This is a genomic window from Spirosoma profusum (genome assembly GCF_014699005.1).
Taxonomy (GTDB): Bacteria; Bacteroidota; Bacteroidia; order Cytophagales; family Spirosomataceae; genus Spirosoma; species Spirosoma profusum.
This window is the reverse complement of record NZ_JACWZY010000017.1, coordinates 88,446-106,666: the sequence shown is the minus strand read 5'-3', so window position 1 is coordinate 106,666 and position 18,221 is coordinate 88,446. Positions and strand designations below refer to the sequence as shown.

Annotated in this window: 14 protein-coding genes; 7 read left to right on the top strand and 7 right to left on the bottom strand. The window is 48.5% G+C overall.

What is annotated here, in order from left to right:
* Positions 1 to 117 precede the first annotated feature (117 nt).
* From IC229_RS19475 to IC229_RS19460, 4 genes are all read left to right on the top strand, one after another.
* Positions 118 to 933: a DUF6597 domain-containing transcriptional factor gene (locus IC229_RS19475; protein WP_190888679.1), complete on the top strand. Its 816-nt coding sequence runs from the start codon at positions 118 to 120 to the stop codon at positions 931 to 933.
* Between the two features lie 36 nt (positions 934 to 969).
* Positions 970 to 1,779 (top strand): hypothetical protein, encoded by an 810-nt coding sequence (locus IC229_RS19470; RefSeq protein WP_190888678.1) that lies wholly within the window; start codon positions 970 to 972, stop codon positions 1,777 to 1,779.
* Between the two features lie 149 nt (positions 1,780 to 1,928).
* Positions 1,929 to 2,561, top strand: coding sequence for a DinB family protein (locus tag IC229_RS19465; RefSeq protein ID WP_190888677.1), 633 nt, complete (start codon positions 1,929 to 1,931; stop codon positions 2,559 to 2,561).
* A gap of 38 nt (positions 2,562 to 2,599) precedes the next feature.
* A complete protein-coding gene (locus IC229_RS19460) occupies positions 2,600 to 3,040 on the top strand; it encodes an ester cyclase (protein WP_190888676.1) in 441 nt (146 codons plus the stop codon).
* Between the two features lie 69 nt (positions 3,041 to 3,109).
* Here IC229_RS19460 and IC229_RS19455 read toward each other — a convergent pair whose 3' ends face one another.
* The 7 genes from IC229_RS19455 to glgP all read right to left on the bottom strand — a co-directional run bounded on the left by IC229_RS19455 (position 3,110) and on the right by glgP (position 12,649).
* Positions 3,110 to 4,324, bottom strand: coding sequence for an Nramp family divalent metal transporter (locus IC229_RS19455; protein WP_190888675.1), 1,215 nt, complete (start codon positions 4,322 to 4,324; stop codon positions 3,110 to 3,112).
* A 78-nt stretch (positions 4,325 to 4,402) separates the two neighbouring features.
* Entirely contained in the window at positions 4,403 to 4,876 is a 474-nt protein-coding gene (locus IC229_RS19450; protein WP_190888674.1) for a Dps family protein, read from the bottom strand.
* Positions 4,877 to 4,987: 111 nt separating this feature from the next.
* Positions 4,988 to 5,923: a sugar phosphate isomerase/epimerase family protein gene (locus IC229_RS19445; protein ID WP_190888673.1), complete on the bottom strand. Its 936-nt coding sequence runs from the start codon at positions 5,921 to 5,923 to the stop codon at positions 4,988 to 4,990.
* A 132-nt stretch (positions 5,924 to 6,055) separates the two neighbouring features.
* Entirely contained in the window at positions 6,056 to 6,787 is a 732-nt protein-coding gene (locus IC229_RS19440) for an endonuclease III domain-containing protein (RefSeq protein ID WP_190888672.1), read from the bottom strand.
* Positions 6,788 to 6,862: 75 nt separating this feature from the next.
* Complete coding sequence (locus IC229_RS19435) at positions 6,863 to 7,801, bottom strand: glycoside hydrolase family 43 protein (protein ID WP_190888671.1); 939 nt, start codon at positions 7,799 to 7,801, stop codon at positions 6,863 to 6,865.
* A gap of 78 nt (positions 7,802 to 7,879) precedes the next feature.
* Positions 7,880 to 10,807 (bottom strand): glycosyl hydrolase, encoded by a 2,928-nt coding sequence (locus tag IC229_RS19430; protein WP_190888670.1) that lies wholly within the window; start codon positions 10,805 to 10,807, stop codon positions 7,880 to 7,882.
* Between the two features lie 186 nt (positions 10,808 to 10,993).
* Positions 10,994 to 12,649: an alpha-glucan family phosphorylase gene (gene glgP, locus IC229_RS19425; protein WP_190888669.1), complete on the bottom strand. Its 1,656-nt coding sequence runs from the start codon at positions 12,647 to 12,649 to the stop codon at positions 10,994 to 10,996.
* Between the two features lie 263 nt (positions 12,650 to 12,912).
* On the opposite strand from glgP, the gene IC229_RS19420 reads away from it, so the two are divergent.
* The 3 genes from IC229_RS19420 (at position 12,913) to IC229_RS19410 (ending at position 18,199) form a co-directional block, all read left to right on the top strand.
* Entirely contained in the window at positions 12,913 to 13,551 is a 639-nt protein-coding gene (locus tag IC229_RS19420; RefSeq protein WP_190888668.1) for an RNA polymerase sigma factor, read from the top strand.
* A gap of 75 nt (positions 13,552 to 13,626) precedes the next feature.
* A complete protein-coding gene (locus tag IC229_RS19415) occupies positions 13,627 to 14,742 on the top strand; it encodes a FecR family protein (RefSeq protein ID WP_190888667.1) in 1,116 nt (371 codons plus the stop codon).
* A 127-nt stretch (positions 14,743 to 14,869) separates the two neighbouring features.
* Positions 14,870 to 18,199, top strand: coding sequence for a TonB-dependent receptor (locus IC229_RS19410; protein WP_190888666.1), 3,330 nt, complete (start codon positions 14,870 to 14,872; stop codon positions 18,197 to 18,199).
* The last annotated feature ends 22 nt before the right edge of the window (positions 18,200 to 18,221 follow it).

Sequence of the window (18,221 nt, the reverse complement as noted above, 5' to 3'; positions counted from 1 at the left end):
TTACGTTTCTGGTAAATTAGATCGAAGTGGAAAGTCTGTTCAACCTTTCACTAAGTTTTTGGCGGGAGTAATCAATTAATAAACCAAATTCGTTGGTAGACGCCCGTTTCTAAACCAATGATCTATCGTAAGTTCTCTCCGTCGGCACATTTAGCACCCTTTGTAGAGTGCTATTTCGTATGGGAGAAAACAGAGCCGCTAAACAAGCCGATACGTATCGAATCGCCACCAAGCGCGTTTGCTTCGATGGTGTTTAATTATGGCGATGTATACCAGGTAGCCAATGAAAAACATCAGTCGTTAATGGCTCCGTCAAGCTTTCTGACAGGTCAGGCTACTCACCAATACAAACTTGAACTGGCCGGACGTATCGGTATGGTCGGAATCGTTTTTAAACCAGCCGGAATCGCGTCATTGTTTGGCCTGCCCATGTACGAATTTTCTGACGAACGAGTGAATCTGATCGATGTACTTGGCACTCCGATTCAGCATTTATACGAGCAGATTCTCGAAGCTACCAATCCATTGGCACGAGTGCGTTTGCTGGAACAGTTTCTGAATCGTCAACTGCTCAAAGTTGGTGATACGTTCGACCGCACGGATTATACTGCCAATCAGATTATTGCGCAAAAAGGGTTGGTCAACGTAGGCGAACTTATGGATGAACTCTACGTCTGCCGACGGCAGTTTGAACGGCAGTTTCTGCAAAAAGTAGGCGTAAGTCCCAAATACTACGCCCGGATTCGGCGGATTGGTTATTTATGTGCCGAACTGGCCAGTAAACGCTGGCAGGTAGCCGATTGGCAGGATCTGATTTATCAATGTGGCTTTTACGATCAGTCGCACTTTATCCGGGACTTCACTCAGTTTACAGGTAAAAAACCTACGCTTTACGTAAAAGATAACGTAGAACTAACCAATTATCTATCCTGATTTCAGGCTGAGAATCAGGTTTATACGGCTCATTTTATGCATTTCACTTTTATTGCTACGTTGTTAGTTCTTTGCAGTTATCAACTCGTGGCGCAGCCATTAAATGGTACGTGGACTGGTGCGCTGGTGTCGCCTGCAAATGCGTCGGCTAGCCTGCAAAGTAGTGTTGTGCTACGTATCGCAGGTCAGCAATTGAGCGGTGAGTTGCGCGTGCAAGTGGCTGATAAACAGGATTTATACGTACTGAAAGGCACTACTAATGGAACGCAGGGGCAGGGAACTGCTACGTATCCGACCGATGGTTCTGTTTTTCAGTTTGAAACAGCCCTACAACAAAACCAACTCCTGTTTGCCGTGGGCCAAAACGGAACGGCCATTCTCTCAGGTACCCTGTCACGTAGCCCTACTACGGCTGCTGCGAAACCAAATACTGCTACGTCGCCCGTTGGCAATGACGGCCTTTATCGCGACCCAAATCTAATTGGGTCATGGCGTACTGAAAGCAATTATGGCGGTGGCGTTACCGACGGCGGTTTCTACGGCAGTACGTCGTCGACAATGATTCTACGGGCAGACGGTACGTTTGGCGATGGCGGCTCAGCAGGTTACGCCAGCGGATCGGGCGTGTCGGTACAGTCGTCGGGGAAAGGGAATTCAGCACTTTATGCACAGTTGGCAGCCGCCGGAGCCCGTTGGTTCACAAAAGGAAATCTGTTCTACGTCCGCCTGAAGGTGAACGGACAGATGCAGGACGTACCGTCGTCTAAGTACTACGTCGAAAACGGTAAAGTGCTACTCACAGATCTGAAAACGGGCAAAAAAATGCTTTACGTTAAAGTGAACTGATGGAGCAAACTTCCAAAACGCTACGTTAGCAAGGCTTACATGACAGGGATTTATCCACAATTCTATTGACTGTAAAATGTCGCATTTTTACAATTTCAGGTCATGAGCTACCAATAATTTTGCCATCGTATTCAAACCAAACAAATACGATGAAAAAGCAAAATCAATTCATTACACTCCTGATTATTGTTTTCTGTGCCATGGGGCAGGTAGCTCATTGCCAGAAACTTTGGACTGAAGCTGACCGGCAGTACACAGTTGATAACCTCAAACGTACCCGCGACGCGCTGATCCAGGAAACCGAAAAACTAACGGATGCTCAGTGGCATTTTCATGAATCGCCCGACCGTTGGAGCATAGCCGAAGTAGTTGAACATCTGGCACTTTGGGAGATTATCTGGTCACGCGAGATTGGTATCGGAAGTCGCAATACACCCCAGCCTGATTTAGTGAAAACCAGCAAGCCCGATAGTTATTACAATGCCTTTATTATGGAAGATAAAGCACACGTTTCACCTGATTTTTCCCGGCCGACTGGTTTCATCAAAGGAAAGGATAACCTGACGTTTTTTACGCGGCTACGTGATCAGAACATAGCGTTTGCTGAAAAAACAAATGCTGACATGCGTGCGTGTTTTGAACTGACCGCAACCGATTCGCCCAGAAACCTGCACCAGGTTTATATTTATCAGTGGGGGCATGTTGATCGGCACCTGCGGCAGATTCGCAAAATTAAAGCACATGCAAATTACCCAACTAATACATCGAGCAAAGCGGAATAAGCTGCGTCTTTGCGCTTAAAAATAGAACCGATAAACAAATGGAAACACTAACAAAAACCGACTTAACCGAGCAAACACGTAAGGGCGCTTGCCTGGCCTTTTTTTCTGCCTATCAGGATTTGGATACGGCGCGCATGATTCAACTGGCAACCCCCGATGCTACGGTGCATTTTCTGCCGATGGGCGATGGCGGTAAAGGCTCATTCTGGGAATTTGGAAAGGGCGTCTGGCAATTAATTATGGATTGCTTTCCCAATGTCGACAATACCGTTGATAGCCTCACTGCTGAAGAAGATACCGTAACGGCTCGTGTCGCCATTTTTGGTACTCAGGAACAGGATTTTATGGGGATTGCCAGCAAGGGATTGACCTTCAACAGTGATCACGTATTTGTGTTCCGGTTTGATGAAGATGATCGCATCACCGATTTAACCATCGATTGGGACCACAGCAGTTTCTGCAAGCAATTGGGGAGCTAGATATTGATACGTTATTGTATTAGATGGGACAGCCGACACGTATCGGCTGTCCTTGTTTTTTGTAGAAATTCAGATGTCGAAAGCCTTTTGAAGCGCCAACCAGACATTCCATAGTCCTAATACAGCCGTTACCAGCACAACAGACCCCATTGCTACGTTCTGCATGAGCGAATTGCTGTACGCTTTGCCCAATAAATCTCTGTTGTTAACGGCGGCAAACAGGAAAATCGTAACAAAAGGTAGTAGAATCCCATTGACCGCCTGAACCGCGACGATAACCGGAATTGCATTGACATTCAGTAAACCAAAGACTAAACCGGTTACCATAACCACGAGCCAGATGCTGCGATACGTAGCACTATTGGGTTTGACGCCAAGCAGACTTTTGGCTGTAATGGAAGCAGCCAAGGGAGCTGTCAGTGAGGACGCGAAACCAGCAGCAAACAGGCCAAACGCAAACAGCGAACCAGCCCAGTTGCCGAGCCGATTGGTGAGTACCTGCGCCATGTGAACGTAAGAAAAATCGTTGGGAATCAGTAAGCCAGCGAGCAGGAGTACGACCGAAATTATACCGCCCAAAATAACCGCAACCCAAATACCCAAACGCATTTCGCTTAACGATTGGCCCGCCGAATCTACGGTAGGAACAATGCTGGAACCGAAGAAAAGATTGTAAGGAACGATGGTGGTGCCGATCAACCCATTTACGAGCAGTAATGATCCGGGAGGAATATGCGGAACAACAAGCGCTTTGGTGAGATCGACAGCGCTGACGGGCGTACCAAATGCTACGTAGACAAAAGCGCCACCCATAGCAAAGACAATCAGTCCCAGGAAGTTAGCCAGATTTTGAGTTGAACCAATCCAGAGCAGAACGATGCAGACTGTACCTACTACAACCGTTAACGTAGGTATCGGCAAACCGGTGAGTAACGCCAGACCTGAAACGGCGCCCAGAATATTACCGGCCTGATACGCGGCACAACCCAGAAAAATAGCCAGAAATAAGGTCCAGGCAATCCACCGGCCTTTGGTGCCTGAATACGTTTGGGAAATAACCTGACCTAAGTCGCGACCGGTAGCGATGGTGATACGTGCCGCTGCCTCCTGTAGCCAGACGGTACCTAACGTAGCAAAAGTAAGTACCCAAAGGAGTTGTAGGCCGTACGAAGAACCCGCTATGGCGCAGGCTGTAACCGAACCGGGACCAATAAAAGCCGCCGAGATTACCGACCAGAATAAAACGCTACCAAGACCGGAGCGAAGGGAGAGGGATTTAGGCACAATTGGAATGATAAATTATGAATGATGAATGTAAAAATATTCCGCTACAATTCATCATTCATAATTTATCATTCATCATTAGGATAGGTATTTCCGCAGCATCCAGGCCATTGCCTCATGAGCTTCCATCAGCCCGGTCAGGAAATCAGCGGTACCAGCATCCTTAAGTTCTTCGTCGCACTTTTCGACGTCTTCGCGAAGTTCGCGTACCACCTGCTCATGATCATTCAGCAGGTTTTTGAACATCTCCGCTGTATCTTTTGGTTTGCCAGAATCTTCTTTCAGGCTGGTATTATGAATGAATTCGGCCATCGTTGCCAGGGGCGTACCACCCAACTGACGGATACGTTCGGCCACTTCATCAATTTCAGCTTCAATTGCCTTGTATTGCTTTTCGAAAAACTTGTGATACTCCATAAAATTCGGACCCGCTACGTTCCAGTGGTATTTCCGGGTTTTGATATAGAGTACGTGTAAATCAGAGAGAAAGTCGTTCAGCAGGATGTTATCCTGTTTCAGAACATCTTTTTCAAGACCAATGTTGGGTTGCATAATATAACGCGAGTTTAAGTTCGTGATAAAACCCGTCGGAATGGCGGGCTAACGGTTCATTAACTAACCCCAGTCTCGTTTGTTCTCGTAATTTGATAATGTATTGATAGTCTAAATTAGGCTGGCAAATACATCGCGGGCATAGACCAGATTCTGCCGTTGCGCTTCAACCGGACCTGTGGTGTTGGGCGTGCCTTTTTCCAGACATTGTTCCAGCACCAGCAGGGGTTTTACGTTCATCGCTTTCAAATCAGCTGCTAACCGACGATAATCGATGTCGCCATCCCCGAAGGTTTCCTGCCAGATTTCGTTTTTTGATTGCCGGATGTGGATTTCCACGATACGTTTTCCATAAAGCTTCACTACGTCGAAAAGAGCTATTTGTGAGTTTCCTGAACCCCGGTACACCCAGTGCGCATCAAGGCAGAGCGCTACGTTCTGCGGGTCGGAAGCGAGCAGCATGTGATGAAATTCACGGGCCGCCTGCCGGTGTTCAGGAGCGTGGGTGTGATAGGCCAACGTAATACCTCGTTTCCGTAGTTCGGCGCCCAAACGGTCGAGATTTTTGGCCTGTTCATTCAGTTGGGCGTCGGTTTTGTCATCGTTACTACCCCATTTGAGCGGGCTCGGATTCGTGACGAAAATGGTGGTGTTGGTCGAACGGGCGGCTTCGGCGATGGACAATACGGCGTCAATGGATTTCTGCGATTCGTCGGCCTGGTGCAACGTAGTGTTTACATAAACGGATGGCATTGTGAGAGTATGCTTTTTCAGCAAGGGAGCCAGCTTCGTGATCTCGTCTGGCGACGTAACGCTTGGTTCATAAGCTGTTATTCCTGACTTAGCCAGTTCTGCCAATGAAGCATCGGGGTCCTTCATCCATTCTTTATTCTGACGATTATAAAACGTGAGCCAGGTGTATGAGTTACAGGAAATCGGCCAGGATTTAGCGAATGGATGGGCCTCACTGGGTGAACTATCGGGTAAAAAAGCAGTACCCGCGAGGGCTGTCAGCGAATGAAGAAACTGACGTCTGAATAAAGACATAATCGGTATTTGTATGTGTTTTTGTAAAAGACGTAACTAACGCGTCCCTACTTTTCGCAAAAAAAGTTGAGAACGTAGTGCTACGTTCAGACGAAGGACTCAATGCCACGTAGCAGCGAAGCATCGAAAAAATTACGAAATAGCCGGTTTCTGCCTGCGAACGGGCGTACTACTGAGCGGGGTCGTTTTACCCGATTGATAAAAATCGCAGATATCACGTAGCACGCAGGCTGAACATTTAGGCTGATGCCAGGTACACACGCGCTGACCGTGCCAGTAAAAATGTTTGTGGAAGTTGAACAGAACGACGGCGTCCTCCGGTAGGTGTGACAATAGAATTGAATGCGCTTTTTCGGCGCTAACTTTTGGGCCAATCAGGCCGATACGTTGCGTAACGCGATGCACGTGCGTATCGACTGGTAGAACGGGCTTGTGAAACGTAAACAGCAGTAGCAGAGTAGATGTTTTCAAGCCGATGCCAGGTAGCGACGTGAGCCAGCTCATCGCTTCTTCAGTTGATAAATCTCTCAGAAAATCAATGTTTGCCTGACCTCGCTCCTCAAAAAGTCGTGTTAATAACTGTTGAATATAGGGCGCTTTCACCTCCGGGTAATTAGCCGTCTGGATGGCATCAATCAGGTCGGGGAGGGGCGCGTCACGAACCTGTTCCCAGGTCGGAAATCGCTCACGCATCGTGCGGTAGGCAGTCACTTCGTTCGCATGCGTTGTCCGGTGCGACAAAATCGTACCAATTAATTCATGCATGGGATCGCTGTAACCGTAAATCGCCTGAATGCCATAGGCTTCGTTCAGACGCTCGTGCGCTACTAACGTTTTGACGGTTAAACTGGACTGGGGTTGCATACATCAACAGACCGATTTTTGGCGAATAACTGCTGTCCGTTGAACCGACGTTTACCTGAAATGTTTGCTACGTTGTCAGTTTTCCTTCAGCAGTTCATCCAGTTCACGCTGAATTATATTTACGACAGTACCATGACGCGCGCCTTTCGGAAAACTGATTTTATCGGACACATCGGTCCATGTTTTCAGGTCGTCCGACATTACTGCGCCATAGGTATGATCCTGGTATTTGTCGAAATAGACGATCCAGGGGGTAACGAGTCTGAGCGCGGTTGGCCCCTCAGCCCAATATTGTCCGGTAATTGGTGGGCCTGCCTTGTCGTATGGGCCGGTTAAGGAGTTACTGAAAGCGAGTCGAATGTTCTTCTTCGGTGGGGTTCGGGTTTCGTCTTTCATGAACATAACGTACCGATCACCAACGGGCAGGATGTTGGCATCTATTACGTTGAAACCAGGATCATATAGGAGTTTTGTCGGGGAATAAGTTTTGAAATCGGACGTAGTGGTGTAGTAAAGTCGGTGGTTGTAGGCATTCTCGGCGGCATCCTGCGTTTCTGGAAATTTTCCCGTAATAGTGGTTGACCAGTAAATCATGTATTGCCGCGACGAGGCATCATACGTGATTTCGGGTGCCCAGCAGTTTCTCGCGCCTTCTTCATGGGCCATCACCGGTATATTCTGCTGCTCCGACCAGTGAATCAAATCGTCAGAGGAGGCATAGCCAATACTTTTTTCCTTCCAGCTTACCGTCCAGACCATATGAAACCGGCCATCATGCCCCCGAATGATACAAGGGTCGCGCATCAATTTGTCCTGGCCAACAGCGGGTTTTAGAAATGATTTGTCGTTTTTCAATGACTGATACCGGTAACCATCCCTGCTATAGGCAAGGTGTAATCCGTCTTCGCCATTTCCTTTGAAATACGAAAACAGGTAAATAGGTGGGAATTTTTGCGCTAACGCTGGAACAGTTAGCAACAGACACAGAATAAGAATACATGAGGAATTTCGCATAATCATCTCCCATTATAAATAGATAATGACCGATTTTGCTACGTATTGACTGACATTGGAGCCCGGCCAGACTACAACCTACTGATCCGTAGCAGCCAGCAATTGCACAGGGCCAAGTAGCCCTGATGTTTGCAATTGCCAGTCGGGACGTACCGTAATATTGGTTTGGGTAAGCCGTTGTTCCTTAGGTTTTTCCCGGTCACCGATGAGTCGGTTACGCCACGAATTCACTACGTCGATTTCGAGTTGATTACCGGTAGGTTTGAGCCATTTTGCTACGTTAACGCGGAACGGTGGTGCCCAGACGATTCCTAAGTCCTGCCCATTGAGCCGAACCCGCGCTACCCCCACGTCCTGAATACTGCCTAAGTCAAGGAATAACGTACCCGTTACGTTGGCTGGCGCGTCGAAAGTTTTCCGATACGTTGCCTTGCCCGAGTAAAAGTGAATGCCATCTTCAGGACGAGTTGTCCAGCTAACCAACGTATCGAACGTAACAGTCGATGGGCTACCGGCTGTCCATTTTGAATCGAACTGCACTTGCCAGGAACCTGATAACGTTTTAACCGGGCGATACGTTAGTGCATTCAGTTTGGTTGCCGTTCCCTGTTGGGTGGTGGGAATCGACTTACGGAATATGACAAATACAGAACCGTATGGCGACAGCGTTAACGGCACAGTTGTCTGCCCATCCTGCTGAAAGAAGGCCGTTGCTGGAAGAATTTCTCCGGTAACAGGGTTCCAGAGTTCGGGTCGACGTCCGCTGATGCGAAACGTTGCCTTAAGTTGAGCGGTTTCTGGATTCTGGTTACTGACGAAATAAATGTCTTCGCCATTGATCGTTTTGTGAACATAATCGAAATCCATGCCGCCTGGCCCAGCCAGTTCGGCATCAGGTTGGATATTGTCGCTCAATAAAACTTCACGAGCTGTTTTTCCCCAGATTACCCGACCGGTTCCGGTTCGGTGCTCGCCACGTGTCGGCTCGTCGCTTTCCGACGTAGTGGCGCCCCAGAGTTGATTGGTAAGTAGTTTTCGCTCGGTTTCGCTTGCCGGATAACCCACCAAGCTCGCTGTGGAATTAGGTTTTGGCCCGATAACGGTAGCACCAGCCTGAACCAGTTGGGATACTTTTCGCAACGCGGCCAACGACAGAATTTTATGATCTGGTAAAACCAGTACGCGATACGAAAGTCCATGCGGAAGGGTGATACGTCCATTTTTTACTGTCAAGACCATCAGTCGATCTTCGTTGATGATATCGTAGTCAAATTCGGGTAGTGCATGGGCGGGGTCGTCGGCTTTCTGACGGGCGATGTTCGGTACGTGGTCGCCGTAATAGTACAGTACGTCCGAAACCGACTGCCCCTGCTGAAGCACGTATTGACAGCGCATCAAATACTGAATAAAACCGTCGGACAGATCCCACCACGTTACGTTCGGATTGAAGTGTGTACCCGCAAAATACTCCTGACCGGGTAAACCCATTTCTTTTGGCGAACAGGTGAAGGTGTGTAGATAAACCAGGTTCAGGCCCGCACAAAATTCATGATCGGCACTCGATTTCATGGCTGACCAGATGACGTCGTTCCAGTGCGGGCCGATGGTGGTAAACGACTCAGCTCCAACCAGCGGCTTATTGTAAATATGGGCAGCACTGGAAGCCTGTTTCACAAAAAAACGATTAACGGGCGTCGGGCGGTGGGGCGATGGCGACCAGAATTCACTCATCATAATCTCGCTGTAGCCGTAATTTTTCAGTCCATCGAATGGCCCTGCATGCGGCCCCGCCGATTCGGGTTGTAGACCAATACCATATTTCCGGGCGCGTTCGGCAAAAACAGCGTAGTGATTTTCGGCCACGCAATCGCTAATGGTTTTGCGCAGATCAGCCAGAAACCGATTGCTCTCATCGCGATTACCCACGATTTTTCCGGTAACTACAGGTAAATATGGAAGAATATCGTAGCCCCGGCGTTTGCGGAACTCCTGCGCAAATGCATCGGTCCAGTTGCATCCGCCAGCTTCCCAGCTATCGGTCTGCAGATATTTCAGCGTTTTGCCAGCCAGCGGACCGATCATTTTGAGCATTGGCTCTACGTGAGTATCCCAGTATCGGTTAAAGGTTTTGGCATTCAGCGGGTCAAGTACGCGCCCCTGCCATTTTCCACTCGACGTAGAGACATCAGCACTTGTAGGCCCGTAACCGAAGCGCATGATGGTCCATTCGCCAACGGGCACCTGCCACTCCAGTACGCCCTGCGCCGTCAGATGAGCCGTCAGATTCTGAACCGCTTTTGGCGACGTATCGGCCTCACCCGGCGTCGGTGCTACGTCGGTAAGCAGAAAGCGGGTATCGGGAGCCGAGCCGCCTAGCTCAACAGTACCCGATTTGGCTTTCAAATCCCGAATAGGCAAATGCGTACTTGTTGATTTCGGAAAGGCCAGCACCGCAACGTCACGGTAAAAACCATCTGATTCGTGTTTGGCTGGCTGGGTACCTGTTTTTTCAGTTGGTTTGGGTAAGGCTTGCCGATACGTTACTGGCCCTCGTACAGTGATTTCCGACCAAATCAACTGTTTGGCAGCTTCGGCAGGTGTAATATCTGGACCACCGAGATTCCAGCCGCTTTGGATACTCATGCTCAATACCAACCCCAGTCGGTTGGCTTCCCGAACCGCATGGAAATACAGTTCGCGCCAGGCGGGCGACCCAAACATGGGGCCCTCCGGTACCTGCGCATTGCCACGTTGTTCGGCTCCACCGGCATCGAAAATGCAGGCTCCGCTGAAGCCTTTGGCCCGCATAGCTTCCAGATCGCGGGTAATGGCTTCTTTCGTTACGTTGCCATTGAGCCACCACCACCAGCACCGAATGCCGTAGCGCGAAGGCGGTGTCGCAAATGTAGCTTCCGACAGACCTCCAGCCTGTTGTGCTACGTTCTGAGCGACAACGGAGGAAAGCAGTGATACGTACAAAAACAGGAAATAGGAGGTTGTACGCATTGATTGTAAATGGTTGATAGATAGAGAGTTATTAACTCGGTGGACCTGTATTATTAAAAGACAATGTGAGTTTATGAAATCGTCGCGTAGCGACCAAACAAATAAGAACGTTTTGTTTGGTCGCTACGCGACGATTTCATAAACTCACATTGTTCTAAAAGTCAACTTGCTACGTTTCGAACCGTATCAATACATTTTTTCGTAATACTCCGAAGCCATCCGATTGGCTCCGAAAAAACTGTTTACGTCGTTCATGCTACGTAGCACCAGCGCCTGCCAGTCGGCGGGACGATTGTAGTACATTGGTAGAATTTCGTTCTCTAACAGGTCGAAAAGACCGTCGCGGTCGTGCTCATCGCGGGCGTGATCGGGGAGGAGTGGATCGGCGGTAGGGACCAGAAAACTATTTTCGCCGGGGCGGGCAAATTCGCGTACCCAGCCATCGTTGGTCGAGATGTTTACCGCTCCGTTCATGGCAGCTGTCATGCCACTTGTGCCTGAGGCTTCCCGGTTCACAATTGGTGTGTTGAGCCAGCCGTCGGCTCCATCTTTCAACAGTTTAGATAGACCCAGTTCATAGCCTGTTACTACAGCCATGTTTGGGTAAAGATGACTGAGGTAATACAACTGATTAAATACGTGTACCGAACCATAATCAAGCGGATACGGCTTGCCCGCCCAGATAATCTGCACGGGATAATCGGTCTGACTGAGCAGTTGGCTGAATCGTTTAATGTCCTGCGAAAGCAAATCAGGACGTTTATACGTAGCAAACCGACGGGCCCACACCAGCGTCAGTACGTTAGGATCGAAGAGTTTGCCAACCTGGTCGGCTACCAGTCGAAACAGGGGTTTTTTAAGCTCGATTTTACGTGCGGCTACAGCCTGTCCGTCTTCTGAAACCCGGGCCTTTTCTATTTCACTATCCGTCCAGTAGCGTTGGTTTTGAGCATTTGTTACGTGGGTGATTGGGCAAATGCCATCGAAGCGCCCCCACATTTGCCGGGCCACTTCGCCGTGTAGTTTCGACACACCGTTCGCATGTCGGCTCAGTCGCAACGCGGCTAGTGAATGGTTAAATACGTTGTCTTGCATACCGGTCAGTTCCCGAACAGTATCCAGCGACAAACCTCCGAAGAAACCCATTTCTTGCAGGAGATTGATGTCATGCTTTTCATTACCGGCTTCTTCGGGTGTATGAGTGGTGAAAACCAGTCGCTGACGAACCTTCTTTATCGTCCCGGCTTTCTGATACAGATAAAATGCAGCCGATAAGGCATGGGCTTCGTTGAGGTGATACACGTCGGGCGAAGCTCCTAACGCATCAATAAGTTTGGCTCCACCGATGCCCAATATCATACACTGCGCAATTTTCATCCGCACGTCGTTGTCATACAGCCGGTACGAAATGGCGCGGGTATTACTATCATTACCATCAACGTCGGTTGTCAGGAAAAAAAGTGGTACCGATTGAAATGTGTTGGGTTCCAGATAATAAGCTTTTACCCGGACAGGTGTCTGATACACGTCGACTGTAAACTCGATACCTGTATCCTGCAGAAATGAATAGATTTTTTCGCGGAACTGCACATCCATCGAGTTGTCGGTTTTACGAACCTGGTCGTAATAGCCGTATTTCCACAGCATGCTGATGCCGATGAGATTCTGTTTGAGTTCGTAGGCACTTCTCATGTGCGAACCGGCCAGAAAGCCCAAGCCACCCGAATAGGTTTTTAGAGCCTGATCGACAGCGATTTCCATGGAGAAATAGGCTACGGATGTCTTAAAACGATCATCAATGGTGTAGGGAGCAGGAAACTGTGAAGGAAGTTGTGAAATCATAAACTTTAAATTAGGCTAATCGATAACGTAACGGTTTGACGTAGTTTTTTGCAATAAAATACAAAAAAGCTTATAAATCATGGTTTAACCAGGCTGATTTAGGACATATGCCTCAAAAAAGTCGACATACTAAACGCCAAAAACTTTCCTGAAAAAATTTGCATAATACTGAGTATTATTTGAATTATCTCTTCTATTAACCAGTGCACACCGAACTTGGATCATTTCGAACGAATTGTTGAATGTCTGGCGACAGAGTGATTATGCTGAAATCTGATACAGGTCATCAAGCCGAACGCAGTTGGGAGAAAACGGACGAGACTTTACTCTGGCAGCAATTCAGGGAGGGACAGCAGGACGCTTTTCAGTCTCTGGTTCAGCATTTTTATCGGGAACTGCACTTTTACGGTGGTCGCTTTACGCGCGATTCCGACTTGCTGAAAGATTGCCTGCAAGACTTGTTTCTGGACTTATGGACGTACCGACACAAAATTGTCCAAACAGCCTATATCCGGCCTTATCTCTACAAATCATTACGTCGAAAAATCCATCGCGAGGTGCTACGTAGCACTTCTATAGTTGGGGAAGAAAGCATTCCATTCGATGATGTCAGTTCGGAAGAAATTACCGCCGAACAGGCACTGATACGTACAGAACTGTCTGAATATCAAACGGCAAGATTGAATAACTTATTAGCGCAATTGTCTGATCGTCAGCGGGAAGCCATTCACCTGAAATTTTACGGAGAGCTATCGAACGACGAAATAGCCGACGTACTGGCCGTCAATAAACAGTCTGTTGCCAATCTGCTGCATCGGGGCCTAAGTCGTCTGCGGGAAAGCTGGCCGTCGTTGTTATCATTAGTTGGAAGCTGGTTACTGAATGAATCGTTTCCGAAATAATCAACGTGTACTGAGTATCATCGGCCCTAACCGCTCCTATTTAACGACCGTACTGGAATTGCTCATGCACAAGCTATGAAAACGTATCAACATTATACTGTCGAAGATTTCCTGACCGACGACTGGTTTCTGGCCTGGGTAAAACATAACCAGCCCGAAGCTCGTCGGTTTTGGGAGGACTGGCAGCAGCAGAATCCGCAACAGCGTGATACGTTGTTGCTGGCGAAAGATATGGCCGAAGCGCTTATAAACAGGCCACATAATTTGTCCGCCGATCAGGAACGCCTGGAAGTAGAACGTATTGTGAAACTGACTCGCCACGTTCCAGTACAGTCCAACTGGGTAATTTTTAAAAATTCCTGGAATCAGTATCGCTGGCTGGCTGCGGCTGTTCTGCTGCTGGTTTTGGGGGCTGGCTGGCTGTTGTTTCAGCGGCAGGAAATAGCGCCCATAGTGACAAATACGGTTCCTAATCTGGATAAACCCGTGGGTGAGCGATGGATCGATCAGGTCAATGGTACGTCTCAGCCGGTTCAGCTTTCGCTGCCTGATGGAAGTCAGATGACGCTTATGGCAAATAGTCAGGCCTCGTATCCCCGCACATTCGATGCTGACAAGCGGGAAATATACCTGAAAGGAGATGCTCTATTTTCGGTGGTACATGAGGGCAAACGGCCGTTTCTGGTCTACAGCGGTACGTTGGTGACCCGCGTACTCGGCACTCGATTTCGCGTTCAGGCACGGCCGGGTGAGTCCCACATGCGTGTATCGGTGCTTTCCGGGAAAGTTTCGGTAATGGATCAGAAAGACTGGATCTCGGCCCGAAAAGCATCGAATACGAACAAGTCAGGTGTGGTATTGACGGCTAATCAGCAGGTTACGTATGATGCAAGCCTGCATAGTTATCAGAAAGAGCTGGTTTCAAAACCTGTCGTTCTTCCTGCTACGTTGGCAAATCCGGAAATGTTCAACTTTGACGATACACCAGCGACGGAAGTTTTCGAACGATTGAAAAAATCATATGGTGTTGAGATTATTTACGATGCATCGACGCTGCGGAATTGTACGCTGACGGCATCGCTGGCAGGTGTGTCGTTGTTCGATCAACTGCAATTGCTCTGTTCGTCTATAGGAGCTACTTACGAAGTATTTGACGCACGTATTGTCGTTACCAGTAGAGGCTGTAATTGACCCATAAAAAAGCCCACTATGCTGCGAACATAGCGGGCGAATTTGACCGATCTGGCGGCTATTTCGGGCCACCGCCGACCGGTATAGCTACTCCTTTGCCCGGAATAACTAGACCTACCCCCAAGTTATGTACAAGTTTACAAATCACGAAACGATTCGGATGCTTATGCGAATTTCGCTACTCCAATTGTGGCTTACGGTTCTGCTGACGAATGGGGTTCTGGCGGCTAATGCGCAGGAACTCCTCGACCGACGGGTTAGTATCCGACTGGACAACAACACGATTCGGCAGGCCCTGCTGGCGCTGGAAAAAAACGCCCACGTCAAGTTCGTCTATAGTCGGCAGATTGTGCAGATTGATCAGAAAGTATCGCTGGCCGCTACAGACGAAAAACTGGCTACTATTCTGGACCGATTACTGAGGCCCTTACAACTTCGGTATACGGTTACTGGTAGCCAGATTGCCATTGTGCCCGGTCCAGCAGGCGTTGGTGATATTCAGCCCATCCAGTCTACTGTTCCATCCCAGCCGGTTGATCGGTCTATTTCAGGCACCGTCAAAAGTGAAACCGGCGATGGGCTTCCGGGGGTGAGTGTGGTCGTTAAAAACACGACGCGCGGCACAACCACCGATGCAGACGGAAGATTTCGATTGACCATCCCAGACGGATCGGCCACTACGTTGGTTTTCTCCTTTGTCGGTTATCAGAACCAGGAACTGGCCGTCGGTAATCGTACGACCATCGACCTTCAGCTGGTGCCAGACGATAAATCCCTTTCCGAAGTGGTCGTGGTAGGGTATGGTACCGTGAAAAAAAGCGATTTAACGGGTTCCCTGTCGCAGGTAAAGGCCAAAGAATTAAACGCTTATCCGGCTACGAACGTACTACAAGCCTTGTCAGGTAGAGCGGCTGGCGTGCAGGTATTGCAGAATACCGGTGCTCCGGGTGGTAGCGTCAGTGTTAGAATTCGCGGAACCAACTCGCTTCAGGGCAGTAACGAGCCGCTATACGTAGTGGATGGGTTTCCGATTAGTGGTGCTAATCCTACCCAACTCAACAATGCCGATATTGAAAGTATCGAGATTTTGAAAGATGCATCGGCGACAGCTATTTATGGTTCGCGCGGTGCAAATGGTGTCGTGCTGATTACCACAAAACGAGGGAAATCGGGTCAGACAAGGGTCGATATTGAAACCAGTTACAGCACACAAAGCCTGCGCAAAAAACTGGATCTGATGAACGCCAAAGAATATGCACAGTTATACAACGAACAGGCCGTTAACGACAAACTAAATCCCTACTTTACGCAGGCACAAATTGATGCTTTTGGGCAGGGGTTCGACTGGCAGGACCTTGTTTTCCAGAAAGCACCCATTAAAACGGCGTCGTTGAATATCAGTGGGGGAAACGATAAAACGCAGTTTTCACTGTCGGGCAGTACGTTCAATCAGGAAGGAATTATTAAAGGAAGCAATTACAACCGGTATTCGCTACGTGCCAATATCAATCATACGATTAGTAATAAATTTAGTGTCAACTTTTCTGGTACGTTGTCGCGGCTGGAAACGGGCCAGAAAACAGCTAGTGGCGGCAGTCGTGGTAACTCGATGATTGCGGGAGCCATTGCTGCTCCACCCACACTGACGCCGTATAACGACGACGGGACGTATCGCACGCTGGCCATTGCTTATCCTTTCGTAGCCACCGACTTGATTAACCCACTCAATTATATCAACGAGTTGAGCAACAACACAAAAACCAACGTAGCATTACTTAATACGGCATTGATTTTTAAGCCCATCGAATCCATCACGATCAAACTAGCGGGTGGTATTGAAAACCGCGACGACCGAACCGACAGCTATCGAACACTCAATTTTGTCAATTCTACTGGTTCAGCTTCGGTCGGTACTAATCAGGTTACCAGCCTGCTGAGTGAGAATACAATAAGTTACAATAAAACCATTGGGCAAAAACACAATATTTCGGCAGTGGCAGGGTTCACGTATCAGAATTTCCTGGCTACCAAGTTGGGGGGTACTGGAGTTGGATTTCTGAGCGATACACCCGGAACGTATGATTTGGGGGCAGCCTCAACGCCGGGTATACCCTCGTCCGAATATGCGAAATCGGTGCTGCTATCTTACCTGGGACGTATCAATTACTCGTATGATAGCAAATACTTAGCAACGGCAAGCCTTCGTCGCGATGGGTCCTCAAAATACAGCGAAGGCGGTAAATGGGGTTATTTCCCGTCGGCGGCTCTGGCATGGCGTGTTTCCAGCGAAGATTTTATGAAGAGCAACACCTTCATTTCGGATCTGAAAATTCGGGCCAGTTGGGGTCTTACGGGTAGCCAGGCAATTGAGCCTTATGCTACGTTGAGTCAGTTGAATTCGGGAAAAACCGTATTGGGCGATGCACTTTATAATACGTACGGTCCCGGCACGATCCTGCCTGGAAACCTGAAATGGGAAACCACTGAACAGAAAGACATTGGCGTTGATTTCGGTATTTTTCAAAACCGGATTGTCCTGACTGCCGATTACTACATAAAAAACACCCGCGATTTGCTCACAACCGTAGCACTCCCGGCGTCGCTTGGGTACACCACCACCATCCAGAACGTGGGCGAAGTCCAGAATAAAGGGCTTGAGTTAGGCATCGACACGCGTATCCTGACGGGAGAGTTCAAATGGGATGTTAACGCGAACGTATCATTCAACCGGAATAAAGTTGTAAAACTTTACGGCGGACAGGACGTATTGGGTGGCAACATCGGTGTAGTAGTTATCAGCGACGTATCGAGTATTCTGCGCGAAGGCCGGCCTATTGGTCAGTTCTGGGGATATGTAGAGGATGGTTACGACGACAAGGGAAAAATCAAATACAAAGACATCGACGGCGATAAGACGATTTCTACGAAAGACAAGACTTATATCGGCAATCCAAACCCGAAATATATTTTCGGTGTCAACTCCACAATGTCGTTCAAAAACCTGGAACTGACCATGTTCTGGCAGGGTGTTCAGGGTAATGACTTGTTTAACGCCAGCGCAATGGGTAGCACTATCGACTACGGTTTTGGCCTGAATATGCCTCGTGAAGTATTCCTGAATCACTGGTCGGCATCGAATCCCAACGCGAAATATCCCATTATCAGCAATAGTGTGAACGCCAAGTTGTCGAACCGCTTTGTTGAAGATGGCTCCTACGTTCGTCTGAAAAACATTCAATTAGCGTATAACTTTCCATTACAAAAATGGGGTGTGAACTGGGTGAAAAACGTGCAACTGTATGCCAGCGGCCAGAACCTGTTAACGCTAACCAACTACTCGTGGTGGGACCCTGAAGTCAACTCGAGTGGTAGTGATAAATCGACGGCGCTAGGTCTCGACTTTTACAGTTACCCCGTTGCCAAGTCGATCACGTTTGGTGTGCGAGCCGGATTTTAACAGAGAACGAACGAGTGAATGA

What these genes read in the sequence shown, in the direction of transcription:
- IC229_RS19475 (WP_190888679.1), top strand. Translation starts at nt 118, where the DNA reads ATGATCTATCGTAAGTTCTCTCCGTCGGCACATTTAGCACCCTTTGTA.
- IC229_RS19470 (WP_190888678.1), top strand. Translation starts at nt 970, where the DNA reads ATGCATTTCACTTTTATTGCTACGTTGTTAGTTCTTTGCAGTTATCAA.
- IC229_RS19465 (WP_190888677.1), top strand. Translation starts at nt 1,929, where the DNA reads ATGAAAAAGCAAAATCAATTCATTACACTCCTGATTATTGTTTTCTGT.
- IC229_RS19460 (WP_190888676.1), top strand. Translation starts at nt 2,600, where the DNA reads ATGGAAACACTAACAAAAACCGACTTAACCGAGCAAACACGTAAGGGC.
- IC229_RS19450 (WP_190888674.1), bottom strand. Translation starts at nt 4,876, where the DNA reads ATGCAACCCAACATTGGTCTTGAAAAAGATGTTCTGAAACAGGATAAC.
- IC229_RS19445 (WP_190888673.1), bottom strand. Translation starts at nt 5,923, where the DNA reads ATGTCTTTATTCAGACGTCAGTTTCTTCATTCGCTGACAGCCCTCGCG.
- IC229_RS19440 (WP_190888672.1), bottom strand. Translation starts at nt 6,787, where the DNA reads ATGCAACCCCAGTCCAGTTTAACCGTCAAAACGTTAGTAGCGCACGAG.
- IC229_RS19435 (WP_190888671.1), bottom strand. Translation starts at nt 7,801, where the DNA reads ATGCGAAATTCCTCATGTATTCTTATTCTGTGTCTGTTGCTAACTGTT.
- IC229_RS19430 (WP_190888670.1), bottom strand. Translation starts at nt 10,807, where the DNA reads ATGCGTACAACCTCCTATTTCCTGTTTTTGTACGTATCACTGCTTTCC.
- glgP (WP_190888669.1), bottom strand. Translation starts at nt 12,649, where the DNA reads ATGATTTCACAACTTCCTTCACAGTTTCCTGCTCCCTACACCATTGAT.
- IC229_RS19420 (WP_190888668.1), top strand. Translation starts at nt 12,913, where the DNA reads ATGCTGAAATCTGATACAGGTCATCAAGCCGAACGCAGTTGGGAGAAA.
- IC229_RS19415 (WP_190888667.1), top strand. Translation starts at nt 13,627, where the DNA reads ATGAAAACGTATCAACATTATACTGTCGAAGATTTCCTGACCGACGAC.
- IC229_RS19410 (WP_190888666.1), top strand. Translation starts at nt 14,870, where the DNA reads ATGTACAAGTTTACAAATCACGAAACGATTCGGATGCTTATGCGAATT.